21 protein-coding genes are annotated in these 21,196 nt (G+C 60.3%); 15 read left to right on the forward strand and 6 right to left on the reverse strand.

From position 1 onward, the window contains the following. Positions 1–64 precede the first annotated feature (64 nt). The 4 genes from IVB23_RS32460 to IVB23_RS32475 all read left to right on the forward strand — a co-directional run bounded on the left by IVB23_RS32460 (position 65) and on the right by IVB23_RS32475 (position 5,250). Positions 65–1,408 carry an aspartate aminotransferase family protein gene (locus IVB23_RS32460; protein WP_247801272.1) on the forward strand — a complete coding sequence of 448 codons (1,344 nt, stop codon included), beginning with the start codon at positions 65–67 and terminating at the stop codon, positions 1,406–1,408. Positions 1,409–1,425: 17 nt separating this feature from the next. Continuing rightward, the gene (locus IVB23_RS32465) at positions 1,426–2,793 is read left to right on the forward strand and encodes a glutamine synthetase (protein ID WP_247801273.1); all 1,368 of its coding nucleotides are present in this window, start codon (positions 1,426–1,428) and stop codon (positions 2,791–2,793) included. A gap of 64 nt (positions 2,794–2,857) precedes the next feature. Next, positions 2,858–4,030 (forward strand): iron-containing alcohol dehydrogenase, encoded by a 1,173-nt coding sequence (locus IVB23_RS32470; protein ID WP_197964639.1) that lies wholly within the window; start codon positions 2,858–2,860, stop codon positions 4,028–4,030. After that, positions 4,027–5,250 (forward strand): allantoate amidohydrolase, encoded by a 1,224-nt coding sequence (locus IVB23_RS32475; protein WP_061883569.1) that lies wholly within the window; start codon positions 4,027–4,029, stop codon positions 5,248–5,250. The genes IVB23_RS32470 and IVB23_RS32475 overlap by 4 nt, the downstream gene beginning before the upstream one ends. Positions 5,251–5,625: 375 nt before the next feature. Here IVB23_RS32475 and IVB23_RS39500 read toward each other — a convergent pair whose 3' ends face one another. Next, positions 5,626–5,895 carry a helix-turn-helix domain-containing protein gene (locus IVB23_RS39500; RefSeq protein WP_346659128.1) on the reverse strand — a complete coding sequence of 90 codons (270 nt, stop codon included), beginning with the start codon at positions 5,893–5,895 and terminating at the stop codon, positions 5,626–5,628. A gap of 120 nt (positions 5,896–6,015) precedes the next feature. Here IVB23_RS39500 and IVB23_RS32485 point away from each other — a divergent pair, with 120 nt between their 5' ends. From IVB23_RS32485 to IVB23_RS32500, 4 genes are read left to right on the forward strand one after another with little or no spacing between them, the layout of a single operon-like run. Then, entirely contained in the window at positions 6,016–6,720 is a 705-nt protein-coding gene (locus tag IVB23_RS32485) for an efflux RND transporter permease subunit (protein ID WP_346659158.1), read from the forward strand. Between the two features lie 13 nt (positions 6,721–6,733). Then, positions 6,734–7,891 (forward strand): acetylhydrolase, encoded by a 1,158-nt coding sequence (locus tag IVB23_RS32490; protein WP_247801275.1) that lies wholly within the window; start codon positions 6,734–6,736, stop codon positions 7,889–7,891. A gap of 6 nt (positions 7,892–7,897) precedes the next feature. After that, on the forward strand, positions 7,898–8,773 hold the full coding sequence (locus IVB23_RS32495) for a DUF3313 domain-containing protein (RefSeq protein ID WP_247801276.1): 876 nt from the start codon (positions 7,898–7,900) through the stop codon (positions 8,771–8,773). 25 nt (positions 8,774–8,798) lie between these two features. Further along, positions 8,799–8,978, forward strand: a complete 180-nt coding sequence (locus tag IVB23_RS32500; protein ID WP_247801277.1) for a hypothetical protein — start codon at positions 8,799–8,801, stop codon at positions 8,976–8,978. A gap of 208 nt (positions 8,979–9,186) precedes the next feature. Here the strand turns inward: IVB23_RS32500 and IVB23_RS32505 are convergent, their stop codons facing one another. Beyond that, positions 9,187–10,617, reverse strand: a complete 1,431-nt coding sequence (locus IVB23_RS32505) for an aminotransferase class V-fold PLP-dependent enzyme (RefSeq protein ID WP_247801278.1) — start codon at positions 10,615–10,617, stop codon at positions 9,187–9,189. A 1,135-nt stretch (positions 10,618–11,752) separates the two neighbouring features. After that, on the reverse strand, positions 11,753–12,208 hold the full coding sequence (locus tag IVB23_RS32510) for a DUF2141 domain-containing protein (protein WP_247805001.1): 456 nt from the start codon (positions 12,206–12,208) through the stop codon (positions 11,753–11,755). A 57-nt stretch (positions 12,209–12,265) separates the two neighbouring features. On the opposite strand from IVB23_RS32510, the gene IVB23_RS39505 reads away from it, so the two are divergent. Beyond that, the gene (locus IVB23_RS39505) at positions 12,266–12,445 is read left to right on the forward strand and encodes an AraC family transcriptional regulator N-terminal domain-containing protein (RefSeq protein ID WP_346659159.1); all 180 of its coding nucleotides are present in this window, start codon (positions 12,266–12,268) and stop codon (positions 12,443–12,445) included. Beyond that, a complete protein-coding gene (locus tag IVB23_RS39310) occupies positions 12,442–12,984 on the forward strand; it encodes a helix-turn-helix domain-containing protein (RefSeq protein WP_346659129.1) in 543 nt (180 codons plus the stop codon). The genes IVB23_RS39505 and IVB23_RS39310 overlap by 4 nt, the downstream gene beginning before the upstream one ends. Before the next feature lie 128 nt (positions 12,985–13,112). Here IVB23_RS39310 and IVB23_RS32525 read toward each other — a convergent pair whose 3' ends face one another. Further along, complete coding sequence (locus tag IVB23_RS32525; protein WP_197964647.1) at positions 13,113–13,733, reverse strand: TetR/AcrR family transcriptional regulator; 621 nt, start codon at positions 13,731–13,733, stop codon at positions 13,113–13,115. Between the two features lie 368 nt (positions 13,734–14,101). Between IVB23_RS32525 and IVB23_RS32530 the strand changes: the two genes are divergently transcribed. After that, entirely contained in the window at positions 14,102–15,016 is a 915-nt protein-coding gene (locus tag IVB23_RS32530; RefSeq protein WP_247801279.1) for an SDR family oxidoreductase, read from the forward strand. A 254-nt stretch (positions 15,017–15,270) separates the two neighbouring features. Then, positions 15,271–15,861, forward strand: a complete 591-nt coding sequence (locus IVB23_RS32535; protein WP_247801280.1) for an SRPBCC family protein — start codon at positions 15,271–15,273, stop codon at positions 15,859–15,861. Positions 15,862–15,970: 109 nt separating this feature from the next. On the opposite strand, the gene IVB23_RS32540 is transcribed toward IVB23_RS32535, so the two are convergent. Beyond that, positions 15,971–16,812, reverse strand: a protein-coding gene (locus IVB23_RS32540) for an IS5 family transposase (RefSeq protein WP_247801096.1) whose coding sequence is annotated in 2 segments (ribosomal slippage) — positions 15,971–16,440 and positions 16,440–16,812 — 843 coding nt in all. Because the reading frame shifts where the segments join, the coding sequence is not laid out codon by codon here. A gap of 40 nt (positions 16,813–16,852) precedes the next feature. Between IVB23_RS32540 and IVB23_RS32545 the strand changes: the two genes are divergently transcribed. From IVB23_RS32545 to IVB23_RS32555, 3 genes are all read left to right on the forward strand, one after another. Then, a complete protein-coding gene (locus tag IVB23_RS32545; RefSeq protein ID WP_247801281.1) occupies positions 16,853–17,845 on the forward strand; it encodes a DUF3108 domain-containing protein in 993 nt (330 codons plus the stop codon). A 170-nt stretch (positions 17,846–18,015) separates the two neighbouring features. Beyond that, positions 18,016–18,459, forward strand: coding sequence for a (2Fe-2S)-binding protein (locus tag IVB23_RS32550; RefSeq protein ID WP_247801282.1), 444 nt, complete (start codon positions 18,016–18,018; stop codon positions 18,457–18,459). Then, positions 18,459–20,645, forward strand: coding sequence for a xanthine dehydrogenase family protein molybdopterin-binding subunit (locus IVB23_RS32555; RefSeq protein WP_247801283.1), 2,187 nt, complete (start codon positions 18,459–18,461; stop codon positions 20,643–20,645). Before IVB23_RS32550 ends, IVB23_RS32555 begins: the two co-directional genes overlap by 1 nt. On the opposite strand, the gene IVB23_RS32560 is transcribed toward IVB23_RS32555, so the two are convergent. Then, entirely contained in the window at positions 20,638–20,883 is a 246-nt protein-coding gene (locus IVB23_RS32560) for a hypothetical protein (protein ID WP_156505568.1), read from the reverse strand. The genes IVB23_RS32555 and IVB23_RS32560 overlap by 8 nt on opposite strands. Between the last annotated feature and the right edge of the window lie 313 nt (positions 20,884–21,196).

Raw genomic sequence — 21,196 nt, forward strand, 5'->3', positions numbered from 1 at the left:
TTGCGGCGCGATCGGCGCGGCCGTCGCTTTGACTTGCGCAAGGCGCGGTCAGAGGAGGCGTATGGTGCAGCGGGAAAGAGAAATTCTGGCGTTGAACGCCTTCGACCAGGGCCATGCGTCGGCGATGGGCGCCGAACTCGGAGAGGCGGTGCAACGACGCCTGCGGTCCTTCGGCAAGGCTTCGGTCCTGTTCTACGAGGAGCCGATTCGAATGGAGCGTGCTGAAGGCGTCTACATGTTCGACGTCGACGGCCGCCGATATCTCGATCTCTATAACAACGTCCCGTCGGTCGGGCATTCGCACCCTCGCGTCGTCGAGGCAATTCGCCGCCAGGTGGGTTTGCTCAATACCCACACGCGCTATCTCAACGACGTGGTCGATGCCTATGCGGAGCGCTTGCTGGCGACATTTCCATCCGAAATCGATCGTGTGGTACTGACGTGCACTGGCAGCGAGGCGAACGATCTCGCGCTCCGGATCGCAAAGGTCGTCACGGGTCGGACCGGCTTCATCGTTACGGAGACGGCCTATCACGGCAACACCGCAGCCGTAACCGACGTGTCGCCGTCCTCATGTCCCGGCCAACCATTGCCGCTCCATGTGCGGGTGGTGCCAGCGCCCGAGATGTTCCGCGATCCGGTCGGTGATCCCGGTCGGCGTTTCGCTGCCAGTGTTGCTGCGGCAATTGCCGATCTTGAGCGAAGCGGTATCGGGTTTGCTGGGCTGCTGGTGGACACGATCTTTTCGAGCGACGGCATCTATGCCGATCCGGCCGGCTTCCTGGAGCCCACCAAAAGGCTCGTCCATGAACGCCGGGGGCTGTTCATCGCCGACGAGGTGCAGCCCGGCTTCGGGCGCACGGGGGCAGCCATGTGGGGCTTCGCGCGCCATGGTGTTGTCCCCGACATCGTGACGATGGGAAAGCCCATGGGTAACGGCTTTCCCATGGGAGGCGTCGCTCTGCGTGCATCACTGCTTGATCGCTTTGCGGCCGAAGTGAAGTACTTCAACACGTTCGGCGGCAATCCAGTGGCCGCAGCGGCAGGACTTGCGGTGCTCGACGTGATCGAAGATGAGGGCCTCTTGGAGAATGCGAGCGAGGTTGGACGTCATCTGATGGACGGATTGCGCGAGATCGGCAATCGCCACGTCCAGATCGGGGACGTTCGAGGCGCCGGTCTGTTCATCGGCATCGAGCTCGTACGTGATCGCGACGGCAAGGAGCCGGCGCCGGAGCTCGCAATCATGCTGATCAACCGGCTGCGCCAGCGCGGCTTCCTGATCGGCGCCGCCGGACCGTTCGGCAGCACGCTCAAGATTCGTCCGCCGCTGTGCTTCGGCACGGATCACGCGGATATGTTCATCACCGCTTGCGACGAAGTGTTGCGCGCGATCGCGCCGGCTTGAGAGGGTGTTCGAAGTTCATGGGCGCAAGAAACGTAAAAACCGCCGCCGATGCCAGGGCCCTGGTCGAGGAACGGGGCCTGTCCCACGTCAAGCTTGGGGTCGTCGATCTCGATGGCGTCATTCGTGGAAAATATCTCGCGCGAGACAAGTTCTTTGGCGCATTGGAAGGTGGCCTCAGCTTCTGCGACATCATCTTCGGCTGGGATTCCAACGACCAGATATACGACGCCGGCAAGTTTACCGGTTGGCACACGGCTTTTCCGGACGCTAGGGCCCGCATCGATCCTGCGACCTGCCGCGATATCCCGATGGAAGGGAACATGCTGTTCTTCCTCGGCGAGTTCGTGGACGAGGCGGAGAAGCTCTGCCCGCGCCGGCTGCTTCGCCGGGTCATCGACCGTGCCGAAGGCATGGGATTTGTCCCGTCAGTGGCTGCCGAGTTCGAATTTTTCGTGTTCGACGAAACGCCCCACAGCGTGCGGGAAAAGGGTTTTCGCGAGCTGAAGAATTTCACGCCGGGCTGGTTCGGCTATTCCATGCTGCGCGCCTCCGTGGAGTCGGAATTCCATCGCTCGCTGCTCAAGCTGTGTGACGAGATGGACATGCCGATCGAGGGGCTGCACACCGAGACCGGCCCCGGGGTCCTGGAAGCGGCGATCCTGTACACCGATGCGCTCGCCGCTGCGGATCGCGCGGTTCTGTTCAAGACTTTTTCAAAAGTCTGGGCCGAGCGTCATGGCAAGATGCTCACCTTCATGGCCAAATGGTCGAACGCGTATCCCGGACAATCCGGGCACCTGCATCTTTCGCTGCGCGACAAGGACGGCAATCCGTCATTTCACCAGAGTGGGCGTCCCGGCAACATGTCCGACACCATGCGCTGGTTTGTCGGCGGCCAGCAGGCATTGCTGCCGGAGCTGCTTGCGATGGTTGCATCCACCGTGAACAGCTATTCGCGTCTGGTACCTGGCTTCTGGGCGCCGACGGATGCGACCTGGGGAATCGAGAATCGCACCTGTGCGCTGCGGGTCATTCCCGGACAACCGGCGAGTCAGCGCGTGGAATATCGGGTCGCCGCCGCCGATATCAATCCGTACCTTGCGATCGCCGCGGCACTGGGATCGGGGCTATGGGGGATCGAGCACAGAATCGAACCGAGCGAGCCAATCGCCGGTAATGCCTATGAGCGAACGCACCCGCCCGAGCGTGCGTTTCCGCGCACGCTGTCGGATGCTGCCGGGCGATTGATGGCTTCGCAGGCGGCCCGCAATCTGTTTGGAGACGTCTTCGTCGATCACTACGCCATGACACGGCAGTGGGAGGAACGCGAATTCCGCAAGACCATCACCGATTGGGAGCTTGCGCGCTACTTCGAGATCATCTGATCCCGTTGGAGTGCTGACCCGGCCAAAATCATTCCACCTTCGCATCGAGCACTGAGAGCCGCATATGGACGTTCATATCACCGGGGCCTGGAATTTTCCGACGCGCGTCATCTCCGGTCCGGGCCGCATCGCCGAGCTTCCCGCGGCGTGCCGGACATATGGTCTTGCCAGGCCTTTGCTGGTGACCGACCATGGCCTCGTGAAGACCGACCTCATCGCGGGCATCGTCAGCCGCATTCGCGAGGCGGGCATTCCGCTCGGCATATTTTCCGACGTGAAGCCCAATCCGACCGAATCGAATTTGCGCGCGGGAGTGCAGGCATTTTGGGCGGGCGGCCATGACGGCGTAATCGCGGTCGGGGGAGGTTCAGCGTTGGACGTTGGAAAATGCGTGGCGTTCATGGTGGCGCAGTCGCGGCCGGTATGGGACTTCGAGGACATCGGCGACTGGTGGACCCGCGCCAACACGGATGGCATCGTGCCGATCATCGCCGTGCCGACCACGGCCGGCACGGGTTCCGAAGTGGGCCGTGCCGTCGTGATCACGCGCGAAGACACCCATGAGAAAAAGATCATCTTTCATCCCATGATGATGCCGAAGATCGCGATCGAGGATCCCCAGCTTGCGGTTGGACTCTCGCCATTTCTGACGATGGCGACCGGCATGGATGCGCTGTCCCACTGCTTCGAGGCTTATTGCGTCAAGGCATTCCATCCACTCGCCGACGGCATTGCCCTTGAGGGGATGAAGATTGTCGACACCTACCTGCCACGCGCGGTCGAGAATGGGCGTGATCTCGAAGCCAGATCCTACATGTTCGCGGCGGCGTCGATGGGAGCTACCGCGTTCCAGAAGGGACTGGGCGCGATCCATTCCGTCTCTCATCCGGTCGGCGCGCGCTACGACACCCATCATGGGCTGACCAATGGTGTAGTCTTTCCCTATGCCCTTGTTTGCAACAGGGATGCGATCACCGACAAGATCCCGCACATAGCGCGCGCGTTGAATTTGCCGGGCCATGATTTCGATGCGGTGTTGTGCTGGATCCTGGCCTTGCGAAAGAAGCTTGGCGTACCGCATACCCTGGCCGAGCTCGGGGTGGACGAGAGTGACGCCCGGACAATTGCCGCCGATGCGGTGAAGGATCCGACTGCGGGCTCCAATCCCCGGCGTTTGACCGAAGCGGAGTTCGAACAATTGGCGCTTGCGGCTATTCGCGGTGATCTCGGACCATGACCGCCTTGCACGATCTCATTGCGGGCTTCGCGGCGATTGGCGCGACCGACGACGGCGGCGTTTGCAGGCTGGCGGCGACGGCACTCGACAAGCGGGCCCGAGACCTCTTTCTGCGCGAGATCGGCAACCGCAGCCTCGTCCCGAGGATCGACGCGATCGGCAACATGTTCGGCGTCGCAATTCTTGATCCTGCGTTCGACGACGTTGTGATCACCGGATCGCATCTTGATTCCCAGCCGACGGGCGGCCGATACGATGGTGCCTATGGTGTGTTGGCAGGGCTCCTTGCGGTTGAAGCGGTCAGGGAGCGCTGTCTTGCGAACCCCGGCGCCGCACGACGCAACCTGGCCGTCGCGAATTGGACCAATGAGGAAGGAGCCCGTTTTCAGCCCAGTCTGACCGGCAGCTCCGTTTTCGCCGGCAGCTTGAGCTTGCAGGACGCCTACGCCTGTGCGGACGGCGACGGCGTCACGCTCGGCGCTGCGCTGGCCGCGATCGGCTATTGTGGTGTCACGCCACTCGAGTATCGCCCCGTACGCTACGTGGAACTTCACGTCGAGCAGGGTGATCGACTAGAGCAGGTTTCAGGGGATATTGCCGCGGTTTCCGGCGCCTGGATGACTCGCAAGATATCGGTCGTATTTGAAGGCGATTACTCGCATACGGGACCGACGCCGATGCCAATGCGCCGGGATGCCCTGCGCGCGGCGGCCCGCGCGATCGAAGCCCTCTACGTCGAAGTCGCGCGCGAAGACGTCGGCGCACACGCCTCCGCGGCCCGCATCAACGCTTACCCGAATTCGCCGAATGTCGTTGCAGGCCGAGTGAGGGTCTGGTTCGAGATCCGACACGAAGATGAAGCCGCGGTTGTCGCCATCAGTGACCGTTTTCTGAAGCGGATCGAACGCGAGGCCCGCGAGATCGGCGTTGGCATCTCGATCGCCGCCGACGACAGGCGCTCGGCCCCCTTGCTCGATCCGGATGGTGTCGAGTTGATCCTGACCGTTGCGAGCGATGTCGGCTGCAAGGCCCTGACATTCAAGACCATCACGGGGCATGACGCGTTGGCGATCCAGAAACGCATCCCAGCTTCGCTCATATTCGTGCCGAGCCGGGGCGGGCTCAGTCACAATCCGCGCGAGTTCACGGCACCTGAAGCTCTCGACAAAGGCTATGCCGTGCTGGTCGAGACGTTGTGGCGCATGGTCACTGCCGCATAGCGTGACAGCCATCCGGCAGCAAGATTCGGTTCTCGCGCATCGCCGGGACTACAGGGCGTGCCTGCATACGCCGACGACTCGGGATGCTGCGACAACGGATCAAGTCAACCAACGATTATCGTGCGACGAATGCACATATTCGGCCGGACAAACCCGAGTGTGCGACCGGTAAGTCATTGATTCGTCTTAACCCGTGGCTGACTCTTAATCAGCGGGTCCCAGTTCGAGCCCTGGTGCGCCCACCACCCTTAAGAGATTGGCCCGCAAGGGCTTTAAATTGAGCGGCATTCGCCAGCTCTTCGTCGTCCACACCTCGCAGTGTCGGTTGATGAGCGCGCCCGGCACCTCCGGTCGGAGGACTGATGTGCAACAGGCTCAAGAGTGCTGGTCCAAATAGGTGACTTTGGCAGCAAGCTGATAGCCGCCGTTCCGCACCGTTTTGAAGATGTGGTTCGCGCCCCTCTCCGCGAGCTTGCGCCGCAATCGACTGATCAGCACGTCGATGGATCTGTCTAGCACGTCTCGGTCATTCCGGGCGTCCGTATCCGTCTCGGAGAGGACGGGTCGTCCAGTGCGAAAATCCAGGTATCCTTGTTGAGCGATGATGCCGTTGCACTTGCCGATGCGGCACGCCTGTTGGCGCACGATATGCGCACCACTCCGGGCTTCCACCGCGCGAGAGTGATGAGCAGCTTCGCGAGGCCTGAGCTATAGATAACTCCGAAGGCGGACAAGGCCGCTCTGCTCGGGGTTTCGACGAGCGCGATAGCCAAGACCGTCAATATGGCCACCGTAGGTGATATCGACCAGAACCTGTCGAAGTTCAGCCTGGGAGCGCGACAGATTCCCGTTCGTATTCTATTGAGCGACGTTGCTCGCTCCGACATGGCAAGTCTGTCGATGCTGCAGGTGCCGACCTTCGAGAAGCCGGTGCCTTTGTCGTCTGTTGCCGATATCAGCTTCGGCTCGGGTCCGCTTCAGATTGAACGGACAGATCGCACGAGAAGCGAGACGATCGAAGCAGAGCTAGGTGGTTTGACGGTAGGCGAGGCGGAAAATTTGGTCGCTCAAATGCCTTCGATGAAGCGGTTGCCAGCGGGAGCGCTCTACAAGCCCGCGGGCGACTCCGAACGCATGCAAGAGCTGTTCGATGGGTTTCACGGTGAAGGTTACAGCAAAGCTGCGGTAACGTTCCTTGTAGGCCATGTACCCAAATGGCCGGGCGATCGATGTCCGGTATGGGCCGAGCAGCAAGATCGTTCTGGGGCGCTCACAGGCGGCACGCCAATATGGCATTTCCGAGCTCATTGCAGCAGCGCTGGTCGGTTGTGCCTCAAGCCGGGGAATGTTTGCCCACTGACCCTGCGTCAAAATAATGCACCCGGTGTAGTTTTTATTGACAGGGAGAGCTCCGACCGCTACCGAGTTGGCATCGGTCCAGTGCTGAAAATGCATGGCGCAGGGAAGTAGCAGGAGTATGGTCATGAAGAGCTGGCTCGCTGCTATGGCATTGGCATGTGCCATCGCGATGGTGCTGCCTCAGGGCGCAAATGCGCAGAATGCTCAGGTGCAACAGGAGCATACGGCGTTTCGCGCGATCGACTTCGATTGGAGGGATACGTCTCGAAGTCGCGAAATTCCTGCTCGCTTGTATTGGCCGACCGAGGTATCGCCGGGAAGGGTGCCACTGATCGTCTTCTCGCACGGGATGGGCGGTTCACGAAACGGTTACACCTACCTCGCTGCCCGGTGGGCCGCACACGGCATTGCGAGTTTGCATGTCCAGCATATCGGAAGCGATGCTTCTCTCTGGCGTGGAAATCCCTTCGAGCTCGTGGGGCGGCTGCAAGCGGCGACCCGGGACGATGAAGCTGCGGCGCGTGTCGGAGATCTCCGTTTTGCGCTCGACCAGATGCTGTTATTTGCAACCGGTCCCTACGCCCGATTTATCGATATGCGACGCGTCGCCGTAGCTGGACATTCGTACGGCGCGAACACCGCGTTGTTGACGGTCGGTGCCCGGGTCATTCGGGATGGTCGTTGGCTCAATTTCCGCGACCGACGCTTCAAGGCGGCGATCGTGATTTCAGCCCCGCCTTTCTATGGTGAGAGCGACTTGTCGAGCGTGCTCGCCAACGTCGCTGTGCCGACGCTTCACGTGACGGCTACACAAGACGTCATCAAGATTCCCGGCTTCTATTCGAGTGCACGCGATCGAGTCGCAATATTCGACGCGATCGCCAATCGACGTAAGCTGCTGGTCATGTTCCGAGGCGGATCCCATAGTATATTTACGGACCGCGCTCTGACCGGGGGACCAGGATTGAATCCGAAGGTCAAGGAAGCCACCGGAGAATTAACGCTCGCATTCTTGGATTATGCGTTCGCCGGAGATTCCAGAAGTTTGGCGCAATGGAGCGTCGACTGGCAGGATATTCTCGCGGAGCCTACCATGCGAAACGCAATGCCGATCTCAGGCGCGTCCGCACGGGCAGATTGGCAAGATAACATGCCTGCGACCGCGGCCGAGACAGGCCGTGCTATGACTGGCGAGCAACAGAAGAGTTATCCTCCTCTTGGGGGCGCGGCACGTCGGGCTGCGGCAGAAATCGACTCGTCGGCATCTGCATTGCATCGATAGACTCCGATGCAGCGGTTCCTGCTTATGGCGACTTTGTGTCTGCTGACCGCCGGGTGCGCGACTGCGCCGCTGAACAGGGCGGGTTCACTTGCCAGTTATGATGGTCTGACGCCATCCGACGGCGTTCTGACGAAGTCAATCGTTCGCGTCGACAAGGAGGACGTTCTCGGCGCCAAGACCGTGCGGCTGGTAGAGACTCGATTTTCGTCCAAAGCGGCGGCGGAGGTCTCCTTTTCGCCGGAGCAGCGCAAGATCATCGGCAACGCCATCGACCGTGCTCTGTGCTTCGGACTGAGCGATAGATTCCAGATTGTCGATCCGGCGGATCAGGCCGACCTGACCATTCAGGCCGTCATCACCCATGCGGCGGCGACCGATTCTGCAGCGGCAGGCGCCTCGGGTGTCGCGCGGGTTGCGAAAGCCGTGCTCCTGCCTGGCGTGCCAGTACCAGTTCCGCGCATTCCGTTGGGGCTTGGCAGCCTGTCGGTCGAAGGTGAGGCGAGAGACAGAAGAGGGCAGCAGAAGGCGGCTATGGTGTGGGGCCGGGGGGCGAATTCTTTCACAAGTTCTCCCCGCGTATCGCCTGATGGCGATGCCTACGACCTTTCCACGGCATTTGCCGCCGACTTCAGCCGATTATTGGTCACGGGGAGTACGCCTTTCGGAACCCTTCCAGCGCTGCCGTCGCTCAAGAGCCTGCACACGTCCCTGGGCGGTGCGCCGAAGCAAGCGGCGTGCGAAGTGTACGGAAGGGCTCCGGGACTTGCTGGATTCATCGGCCAGGGAGTTGGAGCTCCTCCAAGTTGGACCGACAAAGGCGCGGTGTCTCCATCGTCTCCGACTGCCGTGCCACCGGTCAGCGAGCGTTCGCCTGCGACATGAAGTCGGCGAAGCGCGGATCCCCGACATGGGCGATGTCGACGCGCGTGCCGGGCGCCGGCGAGCGTCGGGTATGAAGTCGATCCGGACGCGCAACCAGTTGCCGCCTGATTCCGCACCCCAGTTACAACCTAACCGCGGCATCGCGACGTTACCGATGCCGCGCGCCATGCACCCGGTCTATCCGGGTTGTCGGGAAAACAGCTGAAGCAACGAGCTCTGACGAAGGCCTATCCTCTCCACCAGCCATTCCCCAGCATGTGAAAGAATTCACCAGCCCGGCATCGGGAGCCAAGTCGTTGATCTTGCCCCGAACATCGGGGGAGACCATTTCTTCAAAATCCAGACGCTGCCTGGCAGCTCCCGACCACTTATAAATTCCGCAGATCGCAACAGAAGCCACTTACGTTGGCCATTCACGAAAATTTTGGAACGACTGCGGCAGCCGCTTCCTGGATCGTGTGCCAGACCGCCTCTATGTCGCTCGCCTCGGTGGATATTGCGCCGATCGAGACGCGGACCATCCAATGCCCGGCCGCGGTAGCGGGCGTGACATAGGCTTGGCCTGAGGCGTTCACCGCGTGCGCCCATGCGCGCGTGAAGTCATCGAGACGATGGGAAGGCACAGACTTCGGGCGATTCACAATGCATACGGTTTGCAGAGCGACGGGTGCGACGACTTCCCAACCGGGTGTTGCTTCGACTTTCGACCGAAGATCTTGGGCCAGGCTCATGTCTCGCCGCAACCTGGCCTGCAACCCGGAAACGCCCTGTTCCCGTATGGCGAACCACAGTTTCAACGCCCTGAATCTCCGACCGAGCGGAATACCTGTGTTACGCAGATTACGCACCTTCTCGTCGGCCTGAGATTGGAGGAAGCTCGGATCGGCAGACATCACCCTGAGAAGGTGAGGCTCGTCCCGAACGAAATAGAGCGAGCAATCGAATGGGACGCCGAGCCACTTGTGCGCATTGATCACGACACTGTCTGCATCCTCGACCCCTTCCCACATCCACCGTAGCTCGGGCAAGATCATCGCATTCCCGGCCATGGCAGCGTCGATGTGGAGCCACAAACCATGCCTCCTCGCTATGGCAGCGATCTCCGATACCGGGTCAATGGACACGGTAGCGGTCCCGCCCACTGCCGCGACGATCGCACATGGCTTGAACCCGGCGCGAATATCCGCAAGGATTGCATCTTCGAGCGCCCTTGGCCGCATCGCGAAACTGTCGTCGATATCGACCATGCGGACATTCTCACGGCCGAACCCCGCCAGCAGCGCCGCTTTTTCGACGGAAGAATGAGCGCTTGCCGATGTATAGATCGTCAATGGCTTGAGTTCCGCTTGCAGACCCTGGCGAACGAGCGAAAAGCCTGTCGTCTTTTCCCGGGCGCAGAGCAGAGCAACCAAGGTGCTTGTCGACGCAGTGTCGTTGATCACGCCGAACCAGGCGGAAGACAAGCCAACCATCTGCCTGAACCAGTCGACCGTGACCTCCTCGATCTCCGTCACCGCGGGCGACGACTGCCAGGACAGGCCCAGCACCCCAAGTCCGCTGCTTACCAGGTCACCAAGGATGCCGGAGCCGAGTGAATTGGAGGGAAAGTAGCCGAAGAACCGCGGGTGTTGCCAATGCGAGATGTTGGGAAGAACCACTGAATCAAGATCAGCGATGATCTCACCGAACCCCTCAGCTTCTATCGGCGGGGAGGCCGGAAGCATCGCTTTGACGTCACCCGGCTGTGTCGCAGGCTGGACCGGATAGTCGGACATCTTGGCATGATAGTCCGCCAGCCAGTCGATGATCTCGTGACCTCGTCGTCGGAATTCCTCGGGCGTCATCTAGGCCTCTTTGGTTGTTCACTTCGTGGTCGGACGGGCGTTCCAAACTAAGGGAGAGCGTATCTCGGATGGCTCCGCAAAGTGCAGTGATTGGATGTGCCGGCGCGATAGCCTGAGGCGCCGAATCTGGGATACCGCAGACGTGGCCAGCGCGCGAATCCTCGCCATCGTTCCGGTCCGAAGCACGCTGAATGCGGGAAACAAGGCGAACAGCAAAGTAAGACCGATCCACCTCATCAGTCGACCCGAGAGGAACGCTTGTATCGTGGGCGTCACCTCTTCCTGCAGGAAATCCACCGTCGCCACCAATATTCCCTTCGCGCCGGGGCAAACGAGGCTGCCTGAAACGATGCTGGTCAGATCGAAATAGGGATGGAATGAGATCACATACAGGAGAGCAGCGATCCCGACATTCGTGAGAATTGGCGATCGGAGTGCCTTCACAACGCGTGCGGCGAAACCACAGGAAATTGGAGCAACGTGGGTTTCTTCGTGTTTCGCGGGATCGCCGGGCTGGATGGGCCTCAACGCCTTGGCCGGCCGGTAGGAGCCACGAGGTCGGTCGCGCCGTTCGCACGTTCGGTGTTGAGCAATCGTTCTACGCCTTATGGGCGCTTCGATCGGCCACACGCGCGGACGCGGTCGAAGGTGATCGGGGCTACCGCTATGGCTTGCGGACCCGCCGCCGGCAAATGGTCGCTTAGCATCTCGCTCCCGCCCTTGTTGTGGAACAGTGATATCCGTCCCATCCGGTGTGTCACACGTCATTTGATGACTCCTTGTTCGTCCCCGCGGACGACGGTCGGGATGCCTCAAGGGCAGTCATTTCAGAAATCTCGCACCAAGCCCAACTTTATTTCGCACTTGGTGTAATATTATTTGGGCGATTTCGTGGCCCGGGCCATGAGGACGCGCGTCTGCCAGCGGCATCTTCATCCTGTGGAGACCTCGCTTCGCCCGCAAGGCAAGACGTCCCGTGCGCAAATTTGCGCAACGATGGTTATGATATGGAGGAGGCAGTTGGACGAAGTCTTGTTCGTCCGTATTGGGAGGCCGGCGAATGAAGCCGGCCCGGTATAGTGCTCGCAACCCGAAGCGCTTTAGGCTGCCGCTTATCAGGCTGCCGATTGGGGCTTCACGGATACTGTGCTTCGATTTCGATCGACTTCGCTTCGGGGATCTCGACTTTTCCCTTTTCGAAGGTGGGTCTGTTTGTCAGACTCATCCGTGGATTATTCGCTATGCCTATTCCCGATGTCGGGATTCCCAGCAGATTCGTTTCAGGTTTGCCCGTTCGTTTCGGATCGTGAAACATCGAGACTGCGTACTGTCCTGCGGGCAGATTGGGGAAGGACACTCGTGCACCGGACGCTGGCGCGGTAGCCTTCCTGAAGGGACGCCCTTCGGCGCATCTGGGAAAGCCTTCGTCCGTCGAACGCCAAAGGCAGACGACGATGTCCCCCTCGGTAGTCTTCAGCCTCGTCACGGTCACATCTAGCGCGGCCGCGACGGGTACAAACCCGAAGAGCGCAGCAGCAGTCAAAGCGAGATGAATGGCAGAGCGACGCCAACCCGATGAAGGAAGCTGCATCCGATACAAGGCGCGAAACAAATCCTCATCGGTGAGGAGATGATCCAGTATGGAGCGATGGAGTGCCTTGCCATCGGCATGGAGCTGCCGGCTACTGGACGCATCGTCGAAGCAGGTCCGGACTCTCCGTATATAGGCGTCACGATAGAATTCGATTTGGCGATAATGCGTGAGTGCTGGAGAATCTCGAGACGCCCCCAACACTTCCGCCCGATTCAGGTCGGTGCGTGTTCGTGAGCAAGGTTGATGGACCTCTGGCCGACTGCGTCCTGCGTGTTATCCGGATGAACGAAGCGCCGCAGGCGATACCGATCCTTTACCCCACCGCCGTGCGAGAGATTTGCTATTGGCTTCTGACTAGCCCGCATGGCGGAAAACTATGTAGGCTGGTATTGTCCGAAACGAACGCGGCGCGTGTCTCAAGGGCGATCCATCTCATACGTACCGATCTCGCCCGGATGTTGCGTGTCGAGCAACTGGCAGAAGCAGCCCGAATGAGCCTTTCGTCATTCCATCAGCATTTTAAGGCTCTAACGTCTATGACGCCGCTTCAATTCCAGAAGCAATTGCGCCTTATCGAGGCACGGCGGCTAATGGTGACAGAGAACGCAAGCGTGACGGAGGCTGCGTATCAGGTCGGCTACGAAAGCGCATCTCAGTTCAGCCGGGAGTATTCTCGCATGTTCGGAGCTCCTCCCAAGCGGGACGCCATGGCAAAGCAGCGGCTATATAGCCAATACATCAACCGAAAAGCACAGAACGCATACAGCAGCTAGGGCATCTTGTCGCGCGCCGGAAAGTTGAGGCGGGCAGGTTCGTCGCACATCGACTGGTACTCAATACGTCGACTGGTACTCCATCAGAGCGCGCCGCGGGCGCAGCCTCTTACGGGCCGCTCTTCGGTTCAAAGGATGCCCTGCAAATTAGCGAAGGATTCGCGGAGATAGGCTGCCGGCGGTCGCCTGCCGTTGTCGTTGCTCCAGGATTCGATCGCCAGTCGAAGCGCTCCGACGGCGACCATGGCGACGTATCGAAGAGATTTCCGCCGCTTGGCCTGCGGCCATTTCACGCAAAGAGCTTCGAATATCGCCTGTTCCTGAGCGATATACTTCGCGTGACTCGCGGAAATCAGCGCCGGGCTCGAGCGGATGACCCGATCGAGGGCAAGGCTCTGCTCCGAATTGTAGTTGCCGGTCAGTTTCAGCAAAGCGTTCTTGACCGTGTCGATTGGAGATTGATCCGAAGGCTCGGCGATCACCGCAGCTCTGATGAGCTGCGTGAAGTGGCTTTGCCACGCAAGCAGGATTTCCTCTTTTGACTTGAAGTAATAAAAGAACGTCCGCCGCGAAATGCCTGCCGCCTCGGCGATCGCCTCGAGAGTCGTCTCTTCGTAGCCATTCGTCATGAACAGCTTGAGGCCTGCTTCCGCGATCCGAGCCAGCGTCTCACGCCGTTTGCGCTCGCGAAGACCCTCCTCCGCAACTTTGTCGTCCGCTGCTACTTTTGCCGGCAAGGAAAGCCCCATCCAAAAAATCGCACCCAGTGCAATATACTACACGCTGCGCAAACAATGTGCAAGGAAAAAGCGATTTGCCTGCCGTGACTTAGGCTGTCTTGCGATGCGATCGCGGCCGTCAGTTGATCGCCGCGCCTGCGGCCAGTGGTCGCGCAGCCGGTGCCCGCAACTGCCTTGAAAGATCGCACGAAGTGCAATAAAAAATGCACTTGATGTAATTTTATCGAGGCGGGTCTGGTCGGTGCGCCGGCCGCCATCGTTGGAATAATTGCGGCTGCATAAAGGTTCGCAAATTTTCTTCGTGGCCAACCTTGTACAAACTGCACTGAGTGTAATATTTGTCCCCTGTGCCTAACTTGTGGACTTGCAGGGAAGCTATGCCGGAATGGACCATCAAGGATATTCCTTCTCAATTGGGGCGATCAGCCGTCGTCACGGGGACAGGGGGGATCGGCTTTGAAGACGCGTTGGCGTTGGCCCGGGCCCGCTGTGAAATCATCATCGCGGGCCGTAGCTTGGAGAAGGGAGCGAGCGCCATTGCACGGATCCGCATGGCGTTTCCCGACGCCAAAGTGCGCTTTGAAGAGCTCGACCTCGCAAGTCTGAGGTCGGTGAAGGACTTCGGCGCCCGGATGCGAGCCCAACGGTCGAGCCTCGATATGCTCATCAACAACGCCGCCGTAATGGCCCCGCCGCTGCGAAAGGCGACGAGCGATGGCTTCGAGCTGCAACTGGCGACCAACTATCTTGGCCACTTTGCGCTCACGGCGCAGCTCCTTCCGCTGTTGCGCAACGGCAAGGAGCCACGCGTCGTCAACGTTTCGAGCCTAGCCGCCCAAGGCGGCGTGATCGACTTCGACGATCTTCAGGCGGAGCGCGAATACAGGCCCATGCGGGTTTACAGTCAATCAAAGCTCGCGTGCCTCATGTTCGCGTTCGAGCTTCAGACGAGAAGCGATGTCTCCGGATGGGGAATCAGGAGCATCGCCGCGCATCCCGGCATCGCCCGCACCGAGCTGATTCCAAACGGCGCCGGACCTCGCAGTTTGCAGCGCCTCACTCGGTCCTTCCTCTGGTTCCTGTTTCAACCGCCAGCTCAAGGGGCGCTGCCGACGCTGTTCGCGGCGACGTCTCCGCTTGCCGAACCTGGAGGCTATTACGGGCCGGACAGGCTGGGCGAGACCCGCGGCGTACCGGCCGCCGCTCGAGTACCCCGACAAGCAAAGGACGCGTCCGCGTCCGCGCGGCTCTGGGAGGTTTCCGAAAAACTCACCGGCGTTCGTTATTCATGAGCTGTTCGACGATCAAGCGTGACGGAAGAGCGGTCTTTAACGCCCGCGCTCCCACCGTTGACGATGGCAGCGCCTTCCGCAGCGGCGCACAAGCCGGGCACAGCCCTATTGGGCCTCTGACAGGCAGAATATTCTTGGCAGTCTCCCGGCGTGCTCGCCCGCACATGGTGAAAAGGCTCTATGCCAGGGTCAGACCGAGCGCTTTCTTGATTTGCGCCGTCGTCTCGCTCGTTCTGAGCGGGTGCGGCACACCCTTGATCGGCGCCGATCCGGTACCTTCTACGTCGAACCTCGACCACGCACGTGAAGCCGCTCGGCCCGAGCTGGAGCGCAGTGCGGACTTCGAGATGATCAGCGTCGAGACCGAGATCCAGGCACCCTTGGCTTCCGTAACGACCTGGTTCGCTGACCGCGGCGCCGCCGCATTCGGCTCGTTTCTTACGGGAACGGACAGTGTGCCGGGCGTCGTGAGCACCGAGTCGCTGAGCGGAGCCTGGAGCAAGCCAGGCGACCGTCGGCGAGTCGTATTCTCGGACAACAACACTGCGCTGGAAGAGATTACGGATCGCAAACCGCAGCTTCTGCAATACCAGATATGGAATCTTACCAACCGTACTGGGCGTTACATCAGGTATGCGGTGAGCGAGCTGGAGTTCATCGGTAACGGCCAGGCGACGCGCGTGCGCTGGACCTATTCGTTCCGGCCCAAGATCTGGCCGGACGGCTATCTCATCCGGCCCTACGTCCAGAACGACTTTCGGAAGTTTATGGAGGTCGGCCTGCAAGCAATGCGAGACAAGGCGGTGACGGATCTCGCTCCAAAACGCAGCGCGCGGTCGTCTTGAGTGGGAGTAGATGAGCTTGAGCATCGACCAGAGAAGTAGATATTCGGAAGTCATTCCCAATACTATCGTGCGTGCACGCCTTTCGATTGCCCTCAGAGTCTGTCCGGGATCATGCTGTTTTTTGGCAGAGCTTTCGCAGCATGAGGCGGATTGAGGCGAGGCGCAAGAACGCCAATGCCTTTCGGTTGAGGCACTCCCAATCCTTGGCCAAACGGCGGCAGCGGTTGAGCCAGGCGATGGTGCGTTCGACGATCCATCGCTTGGGCAAGATCGCAAAACTCTTTGCTGTATCGGAGCGCTTGACGATCTCGACGTCGATTTGCCGGAGGATTTTGCGAACGGCGGACTGAAAGATCGGCCCCTGATAGCCGCCGTCAGCATAAAGCTTCAGCAGGAATGGATGCAGGCCAAACAGCGTGGCCATCACCAGCACCCCACCGTCACGATCCTGGATGTCCGCCGAATGCACGAGGGCGTGGAGCAGCAAGCCTTGAGTATCGACTAGGATGTGGCGCTTCTTGCCCTTGATCTTCTTGCCCGCATCGTAGCCATGCGGGTCGATCCACGCCCCCCTTTTTCCGCGCTCTTGACGCTTTGACTGTCGATGATGGCGGCGCTCGGGCTGGGTTCTCGGTTGGCCAATTCTCGACATTGTACATAGAGCGCGTGATGGATGCGATCGAGCGTGCCGTTCCAAGCCCACAAGTCAAAATAGTCGTGCACCGTGCTGCGTGGCGGCAGGTCCTTCGGGATCGCTCGCCATTGGCAACCGGTGCTCAGCACATACATCAGGCCATTGATCACCTCGCGCACATCGACCGTGCGCTTGTTGCCGCCTCGCTTGGCTGGCGCAATCAGCGGCTCCACCAACGCCCATTCCTCATCAGTCAAATCGCTTGGATAGCGTAGCCGGCTTCGGTCGTAACGACCGCGGTTCTCCTTCGTCCACATGGGCGCCCCTTCGAATCGGACCGCCACCCTTGAATCACAAATGATTCCGATGATTCAAGATGTTCCCGGACAGACACTCACATCTTCGAACAACGGCAGCGGGCCTGGCTCTCGCTCGGGGGTGATCACTCGAGCTCATGCCGTTTTGGGCGAGGTGCCGAGCACGGCACTTCCGGTGAAACGTAGGAGCTGGCATCTGATCTCCAGGAGCGGGCGCCTGGTTTTCGTCCTCGGGATGTGGCTGGCCGCGTTCGGTGCCCCAAGCGCGAGCGCCGCCGAAGGCGACGTGCGTGCTTCCTATGCCGTATCGTTCGCCGGGGTGCCGTTGGCTCATGTGACTTTGCATGTGGCGCTCCGCAGCAGTACCTACGCTGCGCAAGTCGATTATCAGGTCTCCGGAGCGATGCGGCTCTTGAGCAATTCTGCAGGCGTCGCGTCCTCTTCCGGCACTCACAACGCAGGGCACTTCGTCCCGACCGAGTTCGATCTCGATCATCGAAGCGGTTCACGCCGGCAGAAAGTGAAGCTCGGCATGACCGACGGCGTCGTCAAGACTATGGTGGTCGATCCGCCGCTGGCCCTGGATTCGAATCAAGCTCCGATTGAACCGAAGCATCTCGTGGCAATCGTCGATCCCTTGAGCGCTCTCCTAATGGGAGCCGCCAAGATCGAAGGAAGAGCACAGGGGGGAGTATGCGATCGGGCGCTATCGATCTTTGACGGTCTGAGACGATATGACGTCAAGCTCGAGCACCAAGGGACAGGGACGACCGCACAAAAAGGCCTTGGCGGAAGCACGACCATCTGCCGAGCAGTCTTCAAACCTGTGGCTGGGCGGATTGGCGAAGGAGACAGGGCGCGAAGTTCGTCTCCGAACTCCAACGTCGATCAGATCACGATGACATTCGGCCGGACCAGCACGATCGATCTCTACATTCCGGTCTCCATCCAGGCGCAGACGCGGCTTGGAGCCGTAAGCGTTCTCTTGACGGCATTCAGCGCCGACTCTGCAAGGTCTGCCGATTCTCGGTGAAGCGGCGGCGTCTGAAGCCGAGTTCTCGTCGATTCCGCACAAGCTCTGCCCGGCAGAGCTCCGGTATGACGTCGGGGCCGGCGTCAAATGCGAAATCATTCCCTGGATGTCTTGAATGTTGCACTGAGTGCGATATATTTTCGCATGAAGTGCAACTTAAGGGCTCGTCGATGAAGCTTAACGTCAATGGCGAGGATCGGGATTTCGATGGCGATCCGAATATGCCGCTCCTCTGGGTTCTTAGAGACCATCTGAATTTGAGCGGCACGAAGTTCGGCTGCGGAATCGCTCAATGCGGGGCGTGCACCGTACACTTGAACGGCAAAGCTGCGCGTTCGTGCTCCGTGCTTGCGGCTGAGGCGCAAGGCATGAAGATCACGACGATCGAAGGCGTGAGCGCTGGACATCGATTGTTCGTCGCCTGGGTCAAGCACGACGTTCCGCAATGCGGCTATTGTCAGTCCGGGCAGATCATGCAAGCGGCGGCGCTTCTCGATGAAAAGCCGAAGCCTACGGATGCCGACATCGATGCTGCCATGAGCGGCAACATATGCCGTTGTGGGACCTACCGGCGCATCAAGGCGGCAATCAAAGACGCGGCGGGAGTGGCGTGATGTCGGAGCGGAAGTTCGGAGAAGGAGCGCAACCGTCGCCGGTCCTCACCCGCCGTCGCCTGGTCCTGGGTGGCAGCTTGCTGGGCGGAACTTTGGTGGTTGGCTATGCGGCGACCAACTTTGGGGCCGTCGCCGCCGGTGCGCTGAGTGTTGGCGCTGTAGATGTGAATCCAGGCGTGTTCGGGCCGTTCATAAAGATCGACGAAGCTGGCTGGGTTACAGTCGTCAACCGATACCTGGAGATGGGCCAAGGTACCCATGCCGGCTTGGCCGCGATCGTCGCTGAGGAGTTGGACGCCGATTGGGAGATGGTGAGATTTGAGAGCGCTCCCGCCAATGCTGCCGTATATCGGGACGTGACGATGGGGATTCAGGGCACCGGCGCCTCGCATGCGATCGCGGGTTCTTGGAACCAGCTTCGCCAGGCCGGCGCTGCAGCGCGGGCGATGTTCGTCCAGGCTGCTGCTCGGAAATGGGGTCTGCCAGTCGACTCGATCGGCGTGCGGAACGGCGTCGTGTATCACTTGGCTTCCCAGCGCAGCGCGACGTTCGTCGATCTGCTTGCTGACGCGGCGAAGATCGCGCCACCCGAGCATCCCAAGCTCAAGGATCCGAAGGACTACAAGCTGATCGGCACGGAGATCGTGCGCCGCAAGGATAGTCAATCCAAGAGCAATGGCACCGAGCTGTATACGCAGGATGTCCGGCTTCCGGACATGCTCGTGGCGATGGTCGCCCATCCCTCTCATTTCGGCGGCAAGCTCGGCAGCCTCGACATGGGTGCGGCGCGAAAGGTGCCTGGCGTTGTGGACGTTTTCGAGATCGCGAGCGGCGTTGCCGTAGTTGCCAAGGATACATGGTCCGCCCGTCTCGGGCGCGACGCACTCAAGATCAATTGGGACGATGCAAAGGCCGAGACACGATCTTCCGATGAGCTGCGAGCGCTCTATCGTGAAATCGCGAAAGGAAAGACCGATGTAACCGGGGCGGCGTTCCAGACAAAAGGCAAGGTCGACGATGCCTTCGATGGCGAGCTGTTCGAAGCGTCGTTCGATTTTCCCTACCTCGCAAATGCCCCCATGGAGCCGATGAACTGCGTTGCTTCGGTTGACGGACGCCGGGTGAAGCTTACTTTCGCCGCGCAGATCCAGACGGTGGACCAGATCAACTGCGCCTTGGCTGCGATCACGCTTCCAGGCATGGTGGAGATCGAGACGTTGCCGGCGGGCGGATCATTTGGACGTCGCGGCACGTTGACGTCCGACTACATTGTCGAATGCGTCAACATCGCCCGTCACGTCGGCGGCGGTCGCCCTGTCAAGCTCGTCTGGACGCGCGAAGACGATATGAGTAGCGGATACTACCGGCCGATGGCTCATCACAAGGTTTCCATCAAATGCGACGAAGGTGGGCTGCCGATCGCCTGGCGCCACAACATCGTGTCGCAAGCGATCGTTCCTTTCGGCGCCAACGAGCTCCCCACACACGGCGTGAAGAATTCACCCTATCTGTCTGTGGCCAGCGTGGTGGATGCCAGGATTTTCACCCCGAAGCTCGCTGTGCCCCCTGGCCTATGGCGATCCGTCGGCAATTCGCAGTCGGCGATGGTCCTGGAACACACGGTCGATCTACTGGCGCGACGCGCGAAGCGGGATCCGGCCGAGTATCGCCGAGCTATATTTACGAAAGTAGGCGACGTCCGCAAGCTGGCCGTTCTGGATCTTGTCTGCAAGAAGGCAGGGTGGGGCGGTCCATTGGACGCTGGATGGGCGCGGGGGCTCGCCATCCACGAATGCTTTGGCACGGTCGTGGCCCAGATCGCCGAAGTCTCGGTGCTCGGAGGGAATCTCAAGGTGCGCCGGGTGGTGTGTGCGGTCGATTGCGGCATGGCAATCGCGCCGAATCAGATCGCCGCACAGATCGAGGGTGGAGTGTGCTTCGGACTTGGTGCGGCTCTATATGGACGAATCACGCTTGATCACGGCATCCCGCAAGAGACGAACTTCGACGCTTACAGGGTTCTCCGTATGGACGAAGCACCCGCTGTAGAAACGCATATCGTGCCATCGAAGAAAACTCCCACAGGCATAGGCGAGCCGGGTGTCCCGCCGATCGCTCCCGCCGTAGCGAATGCTCTTTTGAGTCTGACCGGGCGACCGACCAGCAGTCTCCCGTTCGTCATATGATTTGATGCGGCAGCTTTGGAGGCCCCTGATGCGATGGATCGCCGCCTTCGACTTCGGCATTCGTCTTGCCCTCGTGGCCGGTTTGCTCGCGGTCGGCGCGGTCTTCGTTTACTGAACCGTTCTTCGTCTTCGCGACGTGCCGGGTATGGCCTCGTGTCGCAAGCGCGGTATCGACCGGTCCGGTTCTGCCCCCAACGACGGTGACGAGGATGTGCGAGAATGCGAGGTAGTCCTTCAAGTGCATCCGACCGTCTGCGGAACGCCTGACGGCGGGATGGCCGGCGGGTACCAAGCATGCGAAGCGTTCTCGAAACAGATCGCGGCCAGAGAAACCGGTTTAGCGGTCAGATTTTCAAGCGGTTGTTTCTCGCGAACGCTGATCAACCCAGGGCCCCGCTGCCGCAATGTGGCACTTCGCCTCTAACCCCGCGCCGCGCGCTGTCTCGTGATGGACGGGGGCGTATGTTGTGAGACCAACGCCCACGCTATGAAGGGGTAAAGATCGATAATGAGGCGACGAGCCCGCAGGCACGCACGAGGTAGTCCGCAAT

Origin of the sequence: Bradyrhizobium sp. 191 (assembly GCF_023100985.1) — a bacterium.
Lineage (GTDB): Bacteria > Pseudomonadota > Alphaproteobacteria > Rhizobiales > Xanthobacteraceae > Bradyrhizobium > Bradyrhizobium diversitatis.